This is a genomic window from Candidatus Saccharimonas sp. (genome assembly GCA_015256915.3).
In the GTDB taxonomy this organism is placed as follows: domain Bacteria; phylum Patescibacteriota; class Saccharimonadia; order Saccharimonadales; family Saccharimonadaceae; genus Nanogingivalis.
Genome location: CP076101.2, coordinates 446,120 through 464,374 on the forward strand (window position 1 = coordinate 446,120; position 18,255 = coordinate 464,374).

The 18,255-nt window shown below is 38.9% G+C and carries 7 protein-coding genes, 2 tRNA genes and 3 rRNA genes; 1 reads left to right on the forward strand and 11 read right to left on the reverse strand.

All coding sequences use genetic code 11. The features are described 5' to 3' along the window. Window positions 1-31: 31 nt before the first annotated feature. Window positions 32-772, reverse strand: a complete 741-nt coding sequence (locus HXL38_002300; protein QWB90806.1) for a hypothetical protein — start codon at window positions 770-772, stop codon at window positions 32-34. Window positions 773-919: 147 nt separating this feature from the next. Next, window positions 920-2,374, reverse strand: coding sequence for a PEGA domain-containing protein (locus HXL38_002305; protein ID QWB90807.2), 1,455 nt, complete (start codon window positions 2,372-2,374; stop codon window positions 920-922). A gap of 97 nt (window positions 2,375-2,471) precedes the next feature. On the opposite strand from HXL38_002305, the gene eno reads away from it, so the two are divergent. Continuing rightward, window positions 2,472-3,749 carry a phosphopyruvate hydratase gene (gene eno, locus HXL38_002310; GenBank protein ID QWB90808.2) on the forward strand — a complete coding sequence of 426 codons (1,278 nt, stop codon included), beginning with the start codon at window positions 2,472-2,474 and terminating at the stop codon, window positions 3,747-3,749. Between the two features lie 54 nt (window positions 3,750-3,803). Here the strand turns inward: eno and dnaE are convergent, their stop codons facing one another. The 9 genes from dnaE to HXL38_002355 form a co-directional block, all read right to left on the reverse strand. After that, a complete protein-coding gene (dnaE, locus tag HXL38_002315) occupies window positions 3,804-7,571 on the reverse strand; it encodes a DNA polymerase III subunit alpha (protein ID QWB90809.2) in 3,768 nt (1,255 codons plus the stop codon). Between the two features lie 86 nt (window positions 7,572-7,657). Further along, a 5S ribosomal RNA gene (gene rrf, locus HXL38_002320) occupies window positions 7,658-7,766 on the reverse strand. A gap of 190 nt (window positions 7,767-7,956) precedes the next feature. Beyond that, window positions 7,957-11,053: ribosomal RNA gene (locus HXL38_002325) — 23S ribosomal RNA — on the reverse strand. A gap of 387 nt (window positions 11,054-11,440) precedes the next feature. Next, window positions 11,441-11,517 (reverse strand) — tRNA-Ile (locus HXL38_002330). A 53-nt stretch (window positions 11,518-11,570) separates the two neighbouring features. Continuing rightward, window positions 11,571-11,645: transfer RNA gene (locus HXL38_002335), tRNA-OTHER, on the reverse strand. Between the two features lie 260 nt (window positions 11,646-11,905). Beyond that, window positions 11,906-13,432: ribosomal RNA gene (locus HXL38_002340) — 16S ribosomal RNA — on the reverse strand. The 16S, 23S and 5S rRNA genes sit together here with 2 tRNA genes alongside, the layout of an rRNA operon. A gap of 229 nt (window positions 13,433-13,661) precedes the next feature. Then, a complete protein-coding gene (locus tag HXL38_002345) occupies window positions 13,662-14,012 on the reverse strand; it encodes a hypothetical protein (protein QWB90810.2) in 351 nt (116 codons plus the stop codon). 185 nt (window positions 14,013-14,197) lie between these two features. Next, window positions 14,198-15,730 carry a lysine--tRNA ligase gene (locus tag HXL38_002350; GenBank protein ID QWB90811.2) on the reverse strand — a complete coding sequence of 511 codons (1,533 nt, stop codon included), beginning with the start codon at window positions 15,728-15,730 and terminating at the stop codon, window positions 14,198-14,200. A gap of 657 nt (window positions 15,731-16,387) precedes the next feature. Further along, a complete protein-coding gene (locus HXL38_002355) occupies window positions 16,388-18,184 on the reverse strand; it encodes a glycogen/starch/alpha-glucan phosphorylase (GenBank protein QWB90812.1) in 1,797 nt (598 codons plus the stop codon). Between the last annotated feature and the right edge of the window lie 71 nt (window positions 18,185-18,255).

The window sequence follows — 18,255 nt, forward strand, 5'->3', positions numbered from 1 at the left end:
CCATATTTTTGTTTTTTCAACAAATATAAGATTATTTCTTTTTTAGTTCAAGCGTTCTCGGAGCAACAAATCCAATCAAAACAATCGCCATCAAAACTGCAAAACCGCACATAATTGACGGAATTCCTTCAATCGTGGATGGGTTTACAATATTCACAATTGTTGTTGGTAAAATAAACGCAATATACCCGCTGATCAGCCATTTTAAAGCTGATATTTTTCGAAGGTTTTCACTATTTATAATTTCATTAAGTTTTTTAGAACGTGAAATAAATATTCGTAAAATTCCACGATTATTTTCTCTTGACATCTTCGAAATCTGACTCCAGCAGAAAAATACCGCTACAAAAAGCCACCCATAATAATAAAGCGTATAAAGCAATGTTGCAACTCCATTTGGCGTGTTAAAAACTGAATAATTCGCTCGACAAGTATTTTCTCCGGTAAAAACGCTTCTACTTACAAATACAAAATAAATCGAAAAAAGTACACAAGTTAAATAAGAAGTTTTTACCAAAATACCTGCTTTTTTACCAGAAATTTCGTGTGCTAAATGCAAACCAAGTGGTGGTAAAAGCGTTATTGCAAGATAGCCAAACCTAGCCCAATCCATTCCAGAAAAATGCTCTGTCCCACAAACCATGAATTCAGCAGCTTGAAAGCCTGCCAAACTCATTAAAAGTAAAATTATTAGTGTGCGAATTTTACTTGGCTTATATTTAAAAATTGCAAATGCCGCTGAAAAACTTTCGAAAATAAAAGTAATTAACATTATGGTTGGCGAGAAGCAATAAAGTCTAGATGATTTTTTATTCATAATAATTAAAATTTTATATTAAAATCGGTAAAAAATCAATAAAAAACACCAAAAAATGAACATTATCATCAGCTTTTAGATAAAATTCTAAAAAGAATATTTCTATTCTTCAATTGTCATTTTTAAACGGTTCAAAGAATATCCGCCAGAATTATTCTGAATAAAACTATAAATATATTTATTATCATTAGAAAGCGTAAATGGAAGATTCGAAATTGCTCGCGAAAGAATTTGTTTATTCATTCCATCAAAATCATAAATCGCCATTCTTTCACCTTCAAAATCACCTAAAATAAAATCATCAAGCCATTTTATCTTACCATCATTTGATACCGAGAATTGATATTCATTCCGCGTTTCAATATCAAAAGAATAAACATCTTTGCCCTTTTTCGCAACTAGAATCCGAGACTCACCATTTAGCTTTAAATAATCTGGCGAGAATTTCAAATTAAGCGTTTTGGTTAAATGCATTTTTTCTGTCCAGCTAGCAGATTTATAAATATCAATTTTCGAGTCTTGCCCAATATAAACGTAACTCTCTCGATAATATCGCCCAATCGCAACCTTTGGTTGATTTTTTATATTTTTCGCAATTTCAATATTTTTATCATTTTTTCGAAGACCGACCGAAAAATCGTTACTCGTTGTTTTTTTCTCAACATAAACAATATTCTCTTTGTCATAAAGTTCAAAATCAACAACATCACTTAAAATTGCTGCGGAAATTGTACTATTTGAAAGATTGATTTCTCGCAAATCTGATCCAGAAATTCCAATGAGTTTATTTAATTCATCATTTGAAGGTATAATTTTCGAAAAATCAATATGGAATTTTTGAGTTAAATTAATAGATTCATCTGGATTTTCAAAATTCAAAATAAGCCATTCAAGTTTATTGCCATTTTTAAAACTTAAGAGCGCTTTTTTATTATCATTTGAAGCTTTCGAAAATTGTAAATTTTCTGCAATTTTATAAAAATTGGTTTGGTTTATACTTTTATTATTTTGCGAATCGCGCTCAAAAATATTCAAGTTAAAATTAATTCTTGAGATTTTTGGCTCCCTTAAAGAAATATCAATCAGCCAAAAAGCCGCTTCACCATTGTTGTCTTCAGAAATTACAAAAATCTTCTTTTTATCTGGTGAAACTTGAGCAGATTTTAAATTTAAAATATTTAGAAAACTCTTTTCATTAAGTTGTTTTGGAACTAATCTTGCATAATTTAGCCACAAGATTTCACCAACTTTAACTTCAGCACGCCGCCACCAAGTTTTATAGCCTTCTTTCCAGATTGAAAATTCGTGATTTCCTGGTTTTGCGAGTATTTTTGTAGGTGTTCCTTCTGACAATTTTTTTTTGTCAATTTCGGCAATTGAATTTAAAACTGAAGAATTAAATTGAACTAAACCAGTTTGTTGAACTTCAAATTTTTCATCAAGCCGCCAGCCTTGTGTTAAAAAAACTAAAATTAAAACAATACTAAAAACAGTTGTCGTCATCGCAAGGTTTTTGAAGAAGACGAGTGCATTTTCCTTCTTTCGAGAAATCTTCATATTAAAATAATTATACCATAGTTTGGCCACTTTTAGCAAATAATATTTTTGAAATAAAACTCTTGCGAAAGGCTTTTTTTGGTGCTAAAATGGAAATATGGAATACACAATTAAAGACATTAAAGGACGACAAATTTTAGACTCTCGTGGCAACCCAACAGTTGAGGCGGATGTAATTTTAGAAAACGGAGCTTTTGGCCGAGCCGCGGTTCCGAGTGGGGCATCAACAGGTTCGGGTGAAGCTCTTGAACTTCGTGACGGTGGTTCAGCTTTTGGTGGAAAAGCCGTAACGAAAGCAGTTTCAGCTGTGAATAACCAAATTCGTGGAGCCCTAGTCGGCAAGAATGCTGAAGATCAAGAAGCGATTGATAAAATCATGATTGAACTTGATGGCACAGAAAATAAATCTTCCCTCGGAGCAAATGCAATTTTAGCAGTTTCACTTGCTACTGCAAAAGCTGTTGCAAATGCGAAAGGTGTAGAACTTTGGCAATATATCGCTGAAAAAACAAATTCAACACCAAATCTTCCTCTTCCTATGATGAATGTGATGAATGGTGGTGCACATGCTGGCTGGGCAACTGATATTCAAGAATACATGATTATGCCAGTTGGTGCAAAAACTATTTTCGAAGCAGTTCAAATGGGTGCAGAAACTTTCCACGCTTTAGCAAAAGTTTTGAAAACTAAAAATTACCCAACGACTGTTGGCGACGAAGGTGGTTATGCTCCAAAAGTTCAAAATGGCAATGAAGAGCCGCTTGAATTGATTTCAGAAGCTATTAAAGACGCTGGATATGAACTTGGCAAAGATATCGCCTTTGCTTCAGATCCAGCTTCAAGTGAATTCTATAAAGAAGAAAAGTATGATCTAAAAGCTAACGATGCAATCCTTTCAAGTGAAGAGATGATTGAATTTTATGAAAATCTAACTTCGAAATATCCTTTTGTTTCAATCGAAGATGGCTTAGCTGAAAATGACTGGGATGGATGGAAGATTCTTACCGAAAAACTTGGTTCAAAAATTCAGCTTGTTGGTGACGACCTAATGGTTACAAATTCGAAACTTCTACAAAAATCAATCGATTTAGGTGTCGCGAACGCAATTCTTATTAAACCAAACCAGATCGGCTCTTTGACAGAAACAATCGAAGCTGTAAAATTAGCACAAAATAATGGCTACAATACTGTTATGAGCCACCGTTCAGGTGAAACCGAAGATGTAACAATTGCGCATTTAGCTGTAGGATTGGGCTGTGGGCAGATCAAGACTGGTTCACTCTCACGAACTGATCGAGTTGCAAAATATAATGAATTAATGCGAATTGCAGAAGCTCACCCAGAACTTGAACTTGCAAAACCTTTCAAAAAATAATAATTTAGAATAATTAAAAATCTCCAGAATCTAACTGGAGATTTTATTTTACTTTTAATCCTTAAGAACAACGCAATCTTCGCCTAGTAATCTCACTAGCTCTTTTGGCAAATCTGAATTTGAGTCAACTTTAAATGGCATTCGAATTGCAGATTTCTCAACCTCGCCGAGAACCAAAATTATCTCACTCATACCTGGGAATTTTCCACAGATCTTCTTTACTGAAAGCAATGATTCATGATCACTTGGATTTTTAATATGTACGAAGACTCTTTGTATTTTTTCAGCTTGATAGTTTTCTGCTGATCTCGACGGATTTGATGTCGACTTTTCTGAAGATCTATTCAAAACCGCACTGCTATTATTTTTAGGAGTAAATGCTTTTTTCTGTATATTTGAAACATTTTGCGAAACTGTTTTCGTTTGAGGAACTTTTCTCGCCTTTAAGTCATCTGCCCTACGACCAGTAGATTCATAATTTTCCAATTCTTCATCTGTTATTATCGAAACTGTTTCTGCTATAATCTGAGCATCAGATTTTAAATTACCTTCCCTATCGCGGGCGGAAATTTTTCCTTCAATTTTTAAAACCGCATCAATTTTAAGCTTTTCGCTAATTTCAGAATAAAGATTCGGGAAGATAATCACCTCTCCTTCAGAAGTTTTGTCTTCCATCTTCACAAACGCCATTTTTGTTCCAGATTTCGTTATAATCGTTCGAATATCAATCACAATTCCACCAATAGTCGCTTTTTGACCGTCAGTATTCGGTTGAACCTGTGAAAGTGGCTGAGTTTGCTCTTCGAAATATTTAACATATCTGTCGAGTGGATGCGCTGAGACGTAAAGCCCTAAAAGCTCACGCTCCCAAGTTAGACGCTCCTTGTCGGTGTGTTGTTTCGGCGCGTTGATTAATTCAATTGATGATTCAACTCGCATATCTTCAGCACCCGCAAAGCCGAATAAATCAGTCTGGCCTGAAAGTGCCTCTTTTTGAGATTTCGAACCATATTCCTGGATTCTTTCAAGATTAAAAAGCAAATCTGAGCGAGTTCCAAATTGGTCAAAAGCCCCAGTCATAATTAATGAATCCCAGGCCTTTTTATTAAATTGGCGGGCGTTAACACGTTTTGCAAAATCTAAAATTGAAGTAAATTTACCGTCAGCTTTTCGAGCATTCAAAACTGCATCAACTGCACCACTACCAACAGCCTTCACCGCTAAAAGACCAAAACGAATTTTATTCTCGTGTGGTACAATTGCAAAATCCTTGAATGATTCATTTACATCTGGACCAAGAACCTCAATTCCCATAGAACGGCATTCGGCAATCTCAATCGCTAAACGGTCGGTGTCATCAGAGTCGGCTGTCATTAATGCCGCCATGAAAGCATCTGGGTAATGTGCCTTAATATAAGCTGTCCAATAGGCAATTAAAGCATAGCACGCCGCATGCGACTTATTGAAACAATAGTTAGCAAATTCCTCCAAATGTTCCCAGAAAGCCTCAACTTTTCCTCGGTCGGCGTTAGAATGTTTTACTGCTCCTTCAATAAACTCGCCCTTCATTTTCTTCATCAAGTCGATTTTCTTTTTACCCACGGCCTTTCGAAGCGTATCCGCCTGACCACCAGTAAATCCGCAAACTTCCTTCGAAATCTGCATAAATTGCTCCTGATAAACCAAAATTCCATAAGTATTTTTAAGAGCATTCTCCATATGATCTTCATAGTAAGTAACTGGCTCTTCACCGTGTTTTCGAGCAATAAATTTTGGAATTTCGCTCATTGGCCCAGGTCGATAAAGTGCAACCATGGCGATAATATCTTCAAACTTTGAAGGTTTAAGCTCCCGCAGATATCGCTTCATTCCAGCGGATTCAAGCTGAAAAACACCGGTTGAATCACCACGAGCTAATAATTCATAAGCTTTTTTATCATCAAGGCCAAGTTTCGAAAGGTCAAGGTCAATACCATATGTTTTTTTGACAATTTTTTGCGCAGTTGAAATAATTGAAAGGTTTTTAAGTCCCAAAAAGTCCATTTTTAAAAGACCTAAATCTTCAACCTGGCCCATCGGAACTTGAGTTGCCACAACACCTTTTTGTGCCATTTCAAGAGGTAGATATTTCACCAAATCGTCTGGCGCGATCACAACGCCACAAGCATGAACACCGTGGTTTCGAATCGTACCTTCAAGCTGCATTGCAAAATCATAAACAGTTTTAGCAGTTGGATTAGTTTCATATTCATGCTTTAAATCTTGGTCATTTTCGAGCGAAACTCGAAGTGGTATATGGCGGCCTTGGTTTGGATCTGGAACTAATTTAGCCATACGATCGGCTTCAGAATAAGGAACCTCCAAAACTCGCGCCACATCTCGCACGGCGTTTTTCGCCATCATTTTACCAAAAGTCGCAATATTCGCCACACGATCAATACCATACTTATCAGTACAATATTGAATAACCTCATTTCGACGCGTATCTTGAATGTCAACATCGATGTCTGGCATTGAAATTCGATCAGGATTTAAAAACCTTTCAAAAAGCAAGTCATATTCAAGCGGATCAAGATCAGTAATATGCAGAGCATAAGCAATAATCGAACCAGCAGCCGAACCTCGCCCTGGCCCAAAAACAATTCCTTGAGACTTTCCCCAGTTAATAAAATCTTGCACAATCAAGAAATAACCATTATAACCCATTCCATCCAGAACACCAAGCTCCATATCAACTCGCTCAATAACTTCTTTCGAAAGTTTCTTACGAATTTCAGGAATCGTCATCTTCTTCACTTCATCAACAGGAATTCCAGCATATCTTTCACCTAAACCTTGAAAAACTAACTTATCTAAAAAGCCTTTTTCACTTTCTTCACCTTCTGGAAGTGGAAATTTTGGAATTAAAATCTTACCAAATTCAAACTCAAAATTAACTTTTTCTGCAATTTTTTTGGTATTCAAAATGATTTCAGGGTCAACTTTTCCCCATCGCTCGATAATATCTCTCGGGTCAGTGACAAAAAGGTCAAATTCTTTTAGACTCATTCGCTTTTCGTCATTTAAGTATGAGCCCGTTCCGACACAAAGAAGGATTTCATGCGCATCTTGATTTTCATGGGTTAAATAGTGTGAATCGCAAGTTACAACCATTGGAATATCAAGTTCTTCATGAAGCCTAAATAGACCGTCATTAATTTCTTTTTGAACCTCCCAGTGATTAGGGCATTCTGGGTGACCATGGTCTTGTAATTCAAGATAAAAATCTTCACCGTAAACCGATTTGTACCAGTTAGCGAGTTCTTTTGCTTTTTCGAAATCTCCAGCCCGAATTGATTCTGAAATTTCAGAACCAGCACAGCCACTCAAGCAAATAATGCCTTCTGAATGCTCTGCCATAATATCATGATCTATTCGCGGTTTATAATATTGACCCTCAACCCAAGCCTTGGTTGTAAGTGAGCATAAATTCTGCCAACCAATTTGGTTTTTTGCCAACAAGACTAAGTGATAACGCGGTTTATCGTAGGATGGATCTCGATCAAAGCGAGTTCGTGCTGCAACATAAGCCTCAATTCCTAAAATAGGCTTAACACCTTTTGAAGTTGCCTCTTTAAAGAATTCGATAGCACCAGACATTGTCCCATGGTCAGTTATAGCCACAGCTTCCATTCCACTCGCTTTAACATTGTCAACCAAATCGTCAATTTTAGTTAAGCCATCAAGCAGTGAGTGATAAGTATGCGTATGTAAATGCACAAAATCACTCGGAACAAGTTCTTCAAAAGTTTTTGTTGTTTTTATTTTCTCCTCCAATTCCATATATTTATATTATATCATACTCTCAATTATTTTTTCAACAAATCTCAACACGAAAAAACTCCACCGGTTAGGAGGAGTTTCTTATAATTCGGCACCGTGCTATTTTCCCACTTTCGTAGTATGCTCGCCGCTACTGGGCTTAACTTCTGTGTTCGGAATGAGAACAGGTGTTTCCCCAGCGCCATGGGCACCGAAAAAAGGTTTTGCGCTTCAACTCGCCACAAATTCCTAAGCGGTGAGCCAAAACCTCATTTCGATGTCCTTGGTATCATTTGGTAATGCCAAGATTTTAGATTGACTAGCGATTATCTTTGATAATCACCAAACACTAGTTAAGTCTACCATATTCACGCCAATAATACAAGATTATTTTAATGAATATGGACATAAAAAGGCGATTGGACTATTAGTACGCTTCGGCTAGCCTGTTACCAGGTTTACACCTTGCGCCTATCAAAACAGATCATCTTTCGTGTGTCCTCATGGGATTCCTAATCTTGGAGTCAGTTTCGCGCTTAATATGCTTTCAGCGCTTATCTTAACCGAACATAGCTACTCGACGCTGCGGCAGGTGGCCACAATCGATACACAGAGGTTCGTTCATCTCGGTCCTCTCGTACTAGAGACAAATCTCCTCAAGAATCCTTACGTCCATGCCGGATATAAACCGAACTGTCTCACGACGTTCTGAACCCAGCTCGCGTACCACTTTAATCGGCGAACAGCCGAACCCCTTGGAAGGTGCTCCTCAGGATGTGATGAGCCGACATCGAGGTGCCGACCGCGCCGTCTATGTGAACTATTGGGCGCGATAAGCCTGTTATCCCCAGGGTAGCTTTTATCCGTGTGCGCTGTCGATCCCACATTCAATGAACAATGTTCTTACAGCGGGTCACTTGCTCCGTGTTTCCACTCTGGTCGAATTGTAATTCTCGCAGTCAAGCTGGCTTTTGCGCATGCACTATCACTTCGATTTCCATCCGAAGCTGTAACTTTGAACGCCTCCGCTACTCTTTAGGAGGCAACCGCTTCAGTTAAACTACCCACCTCTACGGTCCCATTACCGGATAACGGCAATGGTAAGACAAAGACTACATCAAGGGTGGTATTTCACCTGTGGCTCCACAAATACTGGCGTATCTGCTTCAAAGCCTCCCACCTATGCTACACATGATGTAACCCGTGTCAATGTAAAGCTGTAGTAAAGCTCCATGGGGTCTTCTCGTCCTGGCATGGACGGACAGCATCTTTACCGCCAATGCACTTTCACCGAGTCCTTCGCCGAGACAGTGCCCACATGATTACTCCATTCGTGCGGGTCAGAACTTACCTGACAAGGAATTTCGCTACCTTAGGACGGTTATAGTTACCGCCGCCGTTCACTGGGGCTTCAGTTCGCACCGTAAAGCACTCCCCTTAACCTTCCAGCACTGGGCAGGAGTCAGCCCCTATACATCCACTTTCGTGTTCGCAGGGACCTGTGTTTTTGGTAAACAGTTCCGTGGGCTCTTTTGCTGCGGCCTCCGCATCGTTTGATACGAGTTTGCCACGTTCCAAGCTAAGCCATTTGACTTGTTCTATCTCGGTAAAGAGTTTAAGATACTCATATATACCATTAATCTTAACCTAATTGCTTGAAACACGACTCGCATCGAATGATGCGGAGGCAATTATCAAGTTACGGTCGCTGTTTTGCCGAGTTCCTTAGCGAAGGGTCTCTCGTAAGCCTGAGTCTACTCGACTCGAGCACCTGTGTTGGTTTGCGGTACGGGCGGCTATAACCACGCGTATATCTGCTTTTCTAGCCAGTACTTTCATCAAAATCGTTAATCCGTAGATTAACTTTCACTCCTTTTGCGTTCCCGCTAAGTTGGACGGATATATACCAATAATCCGCTTCGACTAATTTACCGTACACAGTATACAAATTATAACCGGTTCAGGAATATTAACCTGATGTCCATCGCCTACGCTGCTACGCCTCGGCTAGGCCGACTTCTTGAGGGATTATTACAGTAGCCCTGGAAACCTCGCTCTTACGGCCGAAAAGTTCTCACCTTTCTTATGGTTACTCATTCCAGCATTCTCACTTCCTAACGCTCCACCCAACCTTACGATTGAGCTTCACTGCCGATAGGAACGCTCCTCTACCACTCCGTTAAACCCGTAGGAATAACGAAATCCATATCTTCGGTATAACACTTTAGCCCCGTTACATTTTCCCGCAAAATCTCTTGACGAGTGAGCTGTTACGCACTCTTTAAATGAATGGCTGCTTCTAAGCTAACATCCTCACCTGTTTAGAAATTTCACCTTGTTTCCCACTTAGTGTTAATTTAGGGACCTTAGATGATGGTCTGGGCTGTTTCCCTTTTGAGCACCGAGCTTAGCCCCGATGTTCTAACTGCCATGGTACCACCAACGGTATTCGTAGTTTGTTAACGGTGGGTACAGTTGCCCCCAGTCGTTTACAGAGCTCTACCCCCGTTGGCTATATTACATGACGCTAGCCCTAAAGCTATTTCGAGGAGAACCAGCTATCTCCGAGTTCGATTGGCATTCACCGCTAACCACAAGTCATCCAAATGCTTTACTGCGCAATGGTTCGGTCCTTCACTGCGTGTTACCGCAGCTTCAACCTGCTCATGGTTAGGTCACCCGGTTTCGGGTCTAATCCCATGCACTTATCGCCCTATTCAGGCTCGCTTTCACTGTGGCTCCGTCACTTGACTTAACCTGGCGCATGAAATTAACTCGCTGGATCGTTCTACAAAAGCACGCCGTCACAGTATAAATACTGCTCCGACTCCTTGTAGGCACCTAATTTCAGGTTCTATTTCACTCCCCCCGGGGTTCTTTTCACCTTTCCATCGCTGTACTAGTTCACTATCGATCGTATATTATATTTAGCCTTGGCTGGTGGTCCAGCCGGATTCAAACAGGGTTTCTCGTGCCCCGTCCTACTCGAAAAAACATATATAAGGTCTGCGTCGTTTTCGCGTACACGGCTTTCACGTTCTTTGGCTAGTCATTCAAATTATTCTGCTAACCACGCAAATTTCTTACCTTACTAAAAGTTGATAGCCTTTTATCGCAAGTCAGACTACTCAACAAAGTTAAGCATTCTGACTTGGTCTTATGTAATTTCACAACCCCTTATTAAGTATTCGCCTATCAGCTTATCTACAAAGTAGAAACTTAAAAGGTTTGGGCTCTTCCAGTTTCGCTCGCCACTACTCCCAGAATCATTATTTATTTTTCTCTTCCTCACCCTACTAAGATGTTTCAGTTCAGGTGGTTCCCACTACACAACCTATGTATTCAGTTGAGAGCAACACGACATGACTCGTGCTGGGTTTCCCCATTCGGAAATCTCCGGATCAAAGCTTGTTGACAGCTACCCGAAGCTTATCGCAGTCTTCCACGTCCTTCATCGGTAATATACGTCTAGGCATCCATTGTGTGCCCTTGAGTACCTTTTATGCATTGACTTAACTAGTAATTGGTAACAACCAATACTTGCCGTCAATCTTAAATTCTTATCTTCTTTTACATCACCAAATTGTTAAATTTCTCGCTCCCATTTTAAGAGCAAAACCATAAGTTCAACTTTCGAAAGATTCGAACTCACTATCCTGATCTTAAACGCTTTACTATTATATATTTTTGAATATTTTTTGTCAATAGTTTTTTGCAATTTTATTTATTTTCTATTAAAATGCATTTTCTACTGATTTAATAAATATTCTCTCCTGAGAGGTTCAGGATGAACGTTCGCTAAGTAAATACTATTATATATTATTTTACATTTGAATGCAAGAGTTTTTAAAAGTTTTACAAAATAAAAACACTCCCTCTTGGGAGTTCTATGGTGGGCGATGAGGGACTTGAACCTCCGACCTCGTCATTATCAGTGACGCGCTCTAACCAGCTGAGCTAATCGCCCATATTCGGCTTTTTGCCAAAGAGAACTTTCGAAAAATATTCAAAAGCTTTCTTTGGTGGAGATACAGGGACTCGAACCCTGGACCCCTGCTTACAAACAGGTGCTCTAGCCAACTGAGCTATATCCCCAGATTTTAACGAATACTATAATAGTATATATTATTTATTAATAAAATGCAAGAGTTTTTTTCTTATTAATAAAAATAGCCAATCTTTCGAAAGGCTATTTAGTTTTAACAATTTAATTGTGCAATCTATCTCAATCTGTGGTAAATTTTAGTCTTACCTTTAGAAGGCTAAATTCGAAAGTAAAATTTACAGAAACTTTCGAAAAGACCGACCTAGCTTCAAAGGTTGATTTCTCAAACCTTTGGCATAACTCTCCCTAGAAAGGAGGTAATCCATCCGCACCTTCCGGTACGGATACCTTGTTACGACTTAACCCCAATCATCCCTCCCACCTTAGGCCCGACGAATCGGACTTCGGGTGTTAGTGACTTTCATGGTTTGACGGGCGGTGTGTACAAGACCCGGGAACGTATTCACCGCAGCATGCTGATCTGCGATTACTAGCGATTCCGACTTCATGCAGGCGAGTTTCAGCCTACAATCCGAACTGGGACTAGCTTTGATGCGATTTGCTTCACCTCGCGGCTTCGCTGCGCATTGTACTAGCCATTGTATCACGTTTCTAGCCCAGGACGTAAGGAAATACTGACCTGACGTCATCCCCTCCTTCCTCCCCGTTACCGGGGCAGTCTCAGTAGAAAAATACAACTACTGACAAGGGTTGCGCTCGTTGATGGACTTAACCAAACATCTCACGACACGAGCTGACGACGGCCATGCATCACCTGTCACTTGGCTCTTAAAAAGCACTCTCTCATTTCTGAAAGATTCCAAGGATGTCAAGACCTGGTAAGGTTTATCGGTTATCATCGAATTAAAGAACATGATCCACCGCTTGTGCGGGTCCCCGTCAATTCCTTTATGTTTTAATCTTGCGATCGTACTCCACAGGCGGGATACTTAACGCGTTAGCTTCGCTACTCAGGGGGTCGATACCCCAAACAGCTAGTATCCATCGTTTACGGCGTGGACTACCCGGGTATCTAATCCGGTTCGCTCCCCACGCTTTCGTGCCTCAGTGTCAGAAACAGCCCAGTAGCCTGCCTACGCCATCGGTGTTCCTTCTAATATCTACGGATTTCACTCCTACACTAGAAATTCCAGCTACCTCTTCTGCTCTCGAGTTCAACAGTTCGAATAATAATCTGAATGGTTGAGCCACCAGCTTTCACTATTCGCTTATTGAACCACCTACGCAACTCTTTACGCCCAGTCACTCCGGATAACGCTCGGATCCTACGTATGACCGCGGCTGCTGGCACGTAGTTAGCCGATCCTTATTCATAAGTTACTGTCATAATCCTCACTTATAAAGCAGTTTACAACCCGAAGGCCTTCATCCTGCACGCGGCGTTGCTCCATCAGGCTTTCGCCCATTGTGGAAGATTCCTCACTGCTGCCTCCCGTAGGAGTCTGGACCGTGTCTCAGTTCCAGTCTGACTGATCATCCTCTCAAACCAGTTAAAGATCGTCGACTTGGTAGGCCATTACCCCACCAACTATCTAATCTTACGCAGGCCGTTCCCAAAGCGCCCGAAGGCTTTAATCCGAAGACCATATGCGGTATTAGCACACCTTTCGATGCGTTATCCCTCACTTTGGGGTACGTTCCCACGCGTTACTCAGCCGTCCGCCGCTCGCCGACATTTTACACAAAATTCTTGAATAAATCTTCTCTTTCAACTAGAAGCTTCCAGAATTCAGTGTAAAACTCGCTGCCGCTCGACTTGCATGTGTTAGGCACGCCGCCAGCGTTAATCCTGAGCCAGGATCAAACTCTCCATAAAAAGAATTATCAAATTGATAATCTATAAAATAGACTGACGATAAATTTGCACAATTAAATTGTTAAAGTGTTCGCTAAACTCCGTTTTTTACTCCATTTGTTTAACGCTATACTATTTTACCTAATTTTTTTTATAATGTCAACAGTTTTTTGGAACTTTTTTAAAGTTTTTTCAAAAAAAGAAAACCTCGCATTTTTGCGAGGTATAAGGATTTTTCGAAAGCCAAAAATTATTCAAAAAAGCTCAAACTACGATATCCGATGAAACTACCATCTTCACCATATGCAGATTCACCAACTATCAATAAATCAGAAATTGTCCGGCCTTCAGCTCTTGCGGTATACGCAATCTCAAAATCTACAATATAGAGTATACCAACCTTGAAGGGCGGTAAATCTCTTATTTCAATAGATTCAACCTTTGACATTGGAACCCCTCCAAGTGCTCCATTGTCGGAGATCTCAATCTCTATTTTAGGACTATAACATTCTGATACAATTTTTAATATAGTTATATTGTCTTCATCTACAATATTAATTGTATGCTTCGTAAGATTAAAGATTTCAATATTGGCCATCATTATGACCTCCTTTTTTTCCATTTTTGCTTTTCAGCACCGAATCCATAATTTTTTATAGACTCAGCGCCAAAAAGCAAACTTCAAAAGAGTTTTTTAGCTTTCGAAAAATAAAATGTACGAACTATAACTTTTAAAAGCTTAATTCGTACATTATTTTAACATATTTCTTGAAAAAAGTCAATATACTAGAGATTTAACTCTGGGTAAATATCTTTCGTAATTTCTGAGATTTCATACTTCAATTGTGGGAAAGGTACGCCTTCGCGTGCAGTAACACCTTCGAAAATCCAAAAGACACGCTCTGAATATCCCATTCCACAAGCTGGCGGCATTCCGTATTCTAGCATCTCAACATAATCAATATCAAGCATCATCGCTTCATCATCACCGTTATCTCGCATTTTTTGTTGTTCAACAAAACGATTCAGCTGGTCAATTGGATCGTTCAATTCGCTAAATAAATTACACAACTCTGAACCCGCAATCACAACTTGTGCTCGCTGCGTCATTTCTGGTGAATCTGGATGAGTCTTTGCGAGTGGTGAAATAAATGTCGGCGTATTAACCAACCAAATTGGTCCAACAACATCTTTTCGAATATTTTTCCATAGTTTATCAATTCCACGAGCTTTATTTTCAGTCTGTTCAACCTCTAAATTATTAGCTTTCAAAGCCGCTTTAACTTCTTCAAGCGAACAATTGTAAGGATTTAGACCATATCGTTTTTCGATAGTTTCAGCATAATCCCATTCCTCCCACTTTTTCGAAAGGTCAACATCAAAACTACCAAGCTTAAATTGTAAAGTTCCAAAAGTTTGCTCCAGAACATATTTAAACATCTCTTCTTGAAACTTCAAACCATCTCGCCAATCCCAGTAAGCCGCATACCATTCCATCGCAATGTGCTCAGGCAAATGTTCATCTGAATAATTTTCATTTCGAAAGCGTGGGCCAAGATCATACACTTTTTCAAAACCAGCACCAAGCAAACGCTTTAACGGCAACTCATGACTAATTCGAAGATAAAATTGTGCATTATCAAGTGCATCCATATGTGTTACAAATGGATTAGCGTCAGCCCCACCAGTTGTATGTTCGAGAACGGGAATATTGATTTCAAAGAAGCCTCTTGCGTTCAAAAAATCGCGTGTTGCTTGCCAAAACTTCGAACGGCGCACAAAACGATCACGAACTTCAATATTTACGTTCATATCAACATAACGCCTTCGAAAACGCTCTTCCTTATTCGTAAAACCATCTTGCTCAGTTGGCATCGGGCGAAGAGATTTAGAAAGAAGCTTTAACTCTTGTGTTTCAACTGAAATTTCACCAGTTTTCGAACGAATCACTCTTCCGTTCGCCTGAACAAAATCGCCAACATCAAGTAGATTTAGATCTTTCAAACCAATTAGATTCTGATCTTTCGAGGTTTCAGCTATATTTTGAGCCGTGATAAAAAGCTGAATTTTCCCTGAAAAATCCCGCAGAACAATAAAAGCAAGTTTTCCAAATTTGCGAATTCCAGCAATTCGCCCAGCAATTTTCACTTCTCGGCCTTCCATTTTTTCGAAATTATTCACAATTTCGCCAGCCATTGCCGTTCGTTCGGTTTTGGCAGGATATGGATTTAGCCCAAGATTTTTAATTTCTTCTAATTTTCTCAATCGCTCTTCGCGTAATTCTTTCATTGTAGCCATAATTAACTCATATTTTAGCATATTTTCGATTTTTTTTCAATTTTATAAAAAATACTTGACTTTTTTATTTTTTAGTGATATTATATAAAAATCAGTCCACGGACTTAAAAACAGGAGGAATGCCAATGGCAGAAAATGCAGTACATTCATCAACCGGTGGCCGCCCACATCAATCTCAGCAAAAAGAATCTTCATCATCCTTGAATAGAGTTCCCCATTGGGACTCAGCTGAAGAGAGATAAGGATCCGCTGCACTTCACCCTCGAAAATTTTCGAGGGCTTTTTATTTGACTTTATTTATTTTTTATGTTATTATAGTGAAATCCCATAGCCGAAAGGCTTAAAATTATTGGAGGTACCTTTATGTTTCTTAGGCATGATATTGTACAGGTTCTATTTAGTAAAGACCAAAAAGGTAATTCTTGTATAACTATTGCAACAATAAAAAAAGTATTACCAGAACAAAAATGCGCTATTCTTGAAGGAGTAATATCTTATCGGGGAAAATTTCCGCTTAAAGCTTCAGAGTGTGCGTCCACCGTAGAAGAGGGTGCGAAAATCTCACTCAAGAGGCTTGTAAGAATTAATAAAAATGATATGCCCCCCATCTTGTCCATTATAGAATAGAGTAGCACAAAAATAACTAAAAACCCGCATCTTCGCGGGTTTTAAAAATTATTATTTTCCAAAAATAAGTCGCAAATAATCTTTCATCATTCGAGAGCCAGAGACCACAGGAACATAGCCTTTTAGCTGTTTTCGAATTTGTTTTTCAAGCAAATAATCATCTTTAAAAATCTGCCCAGCCCGATTCATTTGAAGATACAAAGACTTCAATTCGTCATTATAATTTGCGCCACTAACTTCTAAACAAGGTGCCGGCGAAATATCCGCAACACCACCATCAGCCGTTGAAATTAGCATTTTAAGATTTGCTAAATCTTTCATAAACGAAGTTCCGCAAGCTTCTAGCCCAACAATCGGCACATTTATCGAAACATCTGAACCAACAGCCAAGGCTAAGCCTAATTCTTCATCATAATCTTGAATAAAATGAACTCTTTCACGCAAGAAATCATCTGATTCAATTTTTGAAAGTACAGAATTTAAAGTAGCTCGCATTTCAGTATCGCCTTGATGAACTTTTCCTGCCAAAATATAATGAGCGTTATTTTCTCGCAAAATTCGGCGAAGCTCTTCCATGTTTTCAAAAGGCATCCAAGGGCGTTTATAAGATACGAATCGCCGTTTAAAATCAAAAAGCATCGCATTTTCAGGGATTTGTACCGCATGGCCATATTGATCTTTTCTATGAGCTAAAATCTGGTTTAGTTTTCTTCGACCAATCTTTCGAAAATCTCGAATATCTTTTGCACTAATTTTTGCTAAATTTTCTTTATAATTCTCTGTTGGTAAGTCAAATTTATCAAAAATATCTTTATTTCGAAAATCTTCTAAAATCTCAGGCAAAACCCAAGTTGGTAAATCAATTCCATTTGTTATAGCTTTAAATTTAATTTTATCACCATTAATATCATGATAATCTGCAACATTTGCGTGAAGCCGCGAAACACCATTTTTTGCTTCAGCGAGTTCGATTGTAAGCGTTGAAAGCTTCAACCTATCATTTCGAAAAAGCCCAAAAATCCAGGTCTTCAAAGCTGAAGATTCGATGTTTGGCATTACAATTCGGTTAAATTGGTCAAAAGAAAATTCACTTTCTGCTGCTTGAACTAAAGTGTGATTTGTATAAAGTGTGTGTTTTCGGACATAAACAATCGCCTCGTAAAGATTCATTCCATTTCGAACGAGCTCATCAAGCCGAGCAACGGCTGCAAAAATCGTGGCGGTTTCATTTAATTGAATAACTGAAGGCTTTAACCCAACCATCTTCAGCGCTTTATAGCCACCGAAACCGAGTGAGACTTCTTGATAAAGTCTGTGGTCGCCAGAGCCATCTCCAGCATAAAGCTCACCAAAATTACTCTCACCCATTGTCAAAAATCGTGTTGAGCCAAGAATTTTTTGAAAAATATTTAGGCGGGCTGGTGGCATATTTTCAGTGTAAATTTCAACATCATCAAGATATTCAAAGCCGAAATCTCCTGGATTAACCGAAATAAATTCTTCTCTTTGGTCGAGATTATGAATTGATTGATGAAGCTCTCTTCGGTAAAACGGCGTTACACAAACAAATGGGATTTCAAGCTTTTCAGCCACTCGCCGAGTATCAGCCGCCAAAACACCCAAGCCACCACCACCTTTAATACCGTTACTTTTGTCGTAAACTTCCATTGTAAAATAAACATAAGGGCGTTCAGGAGATAATTTTTTAGTTAAATTCGCACGCTCAATCGCCTCATAGAATTCACTAACATCTTCAATATTTTGGCCGACTCGCCGTCGGTTAATTTTTTCGAAATAATTTTCCACCACTTTTCCTTTTAGATTATTCTTATGTTTATATTTTATCAAATTTTCAAATTTTTATCAAATAATTGACAAAATAAACCAAAAGTGTTATTATTTATATATTCTATTTTGGA

Coding starts and splice junctions, on each gene's coding strand:
- HXL38_002300 (QWB90806.1), bottom strand. CDS start 772: ATGTTAATTACTTTTATTTTCGAAAGTTTTTCAGCGGCATTTGCAATT.
- HXL38_002305 (QWB90807.2), bottom strand. CDS start 2,374: ATGAAGATTTCTCGAAAGAAGGAAAATGCACTCGTCTTCTTCAAAAAC.
- eno (QWB90808.2), top strand. CDS start 2,472: ATGGAATACACAATTAAAGACATTAAAGGACGACAAATTTTAGACTCT.
- dnaE (QWB90809.2), bottom strand. CDS start 7,571: ATGGAATTGGAGGAGAAAATAAAAACAACAAAAACTTTTGAAGAACTT.
- HXL38_002345 (QWB90810.2), bottom strand. CDS start 14,012: ATGATGGCCAATATTGAAATCTTTAATCTTACGAAGCATACAATTAAT.
- HXL38_002350 (QWB90811.2), bottom strand. CDS start 15,730: ATGCTAAAATATGAGTTAATTATGGCTACAATGAAAGAATTACGCGAA.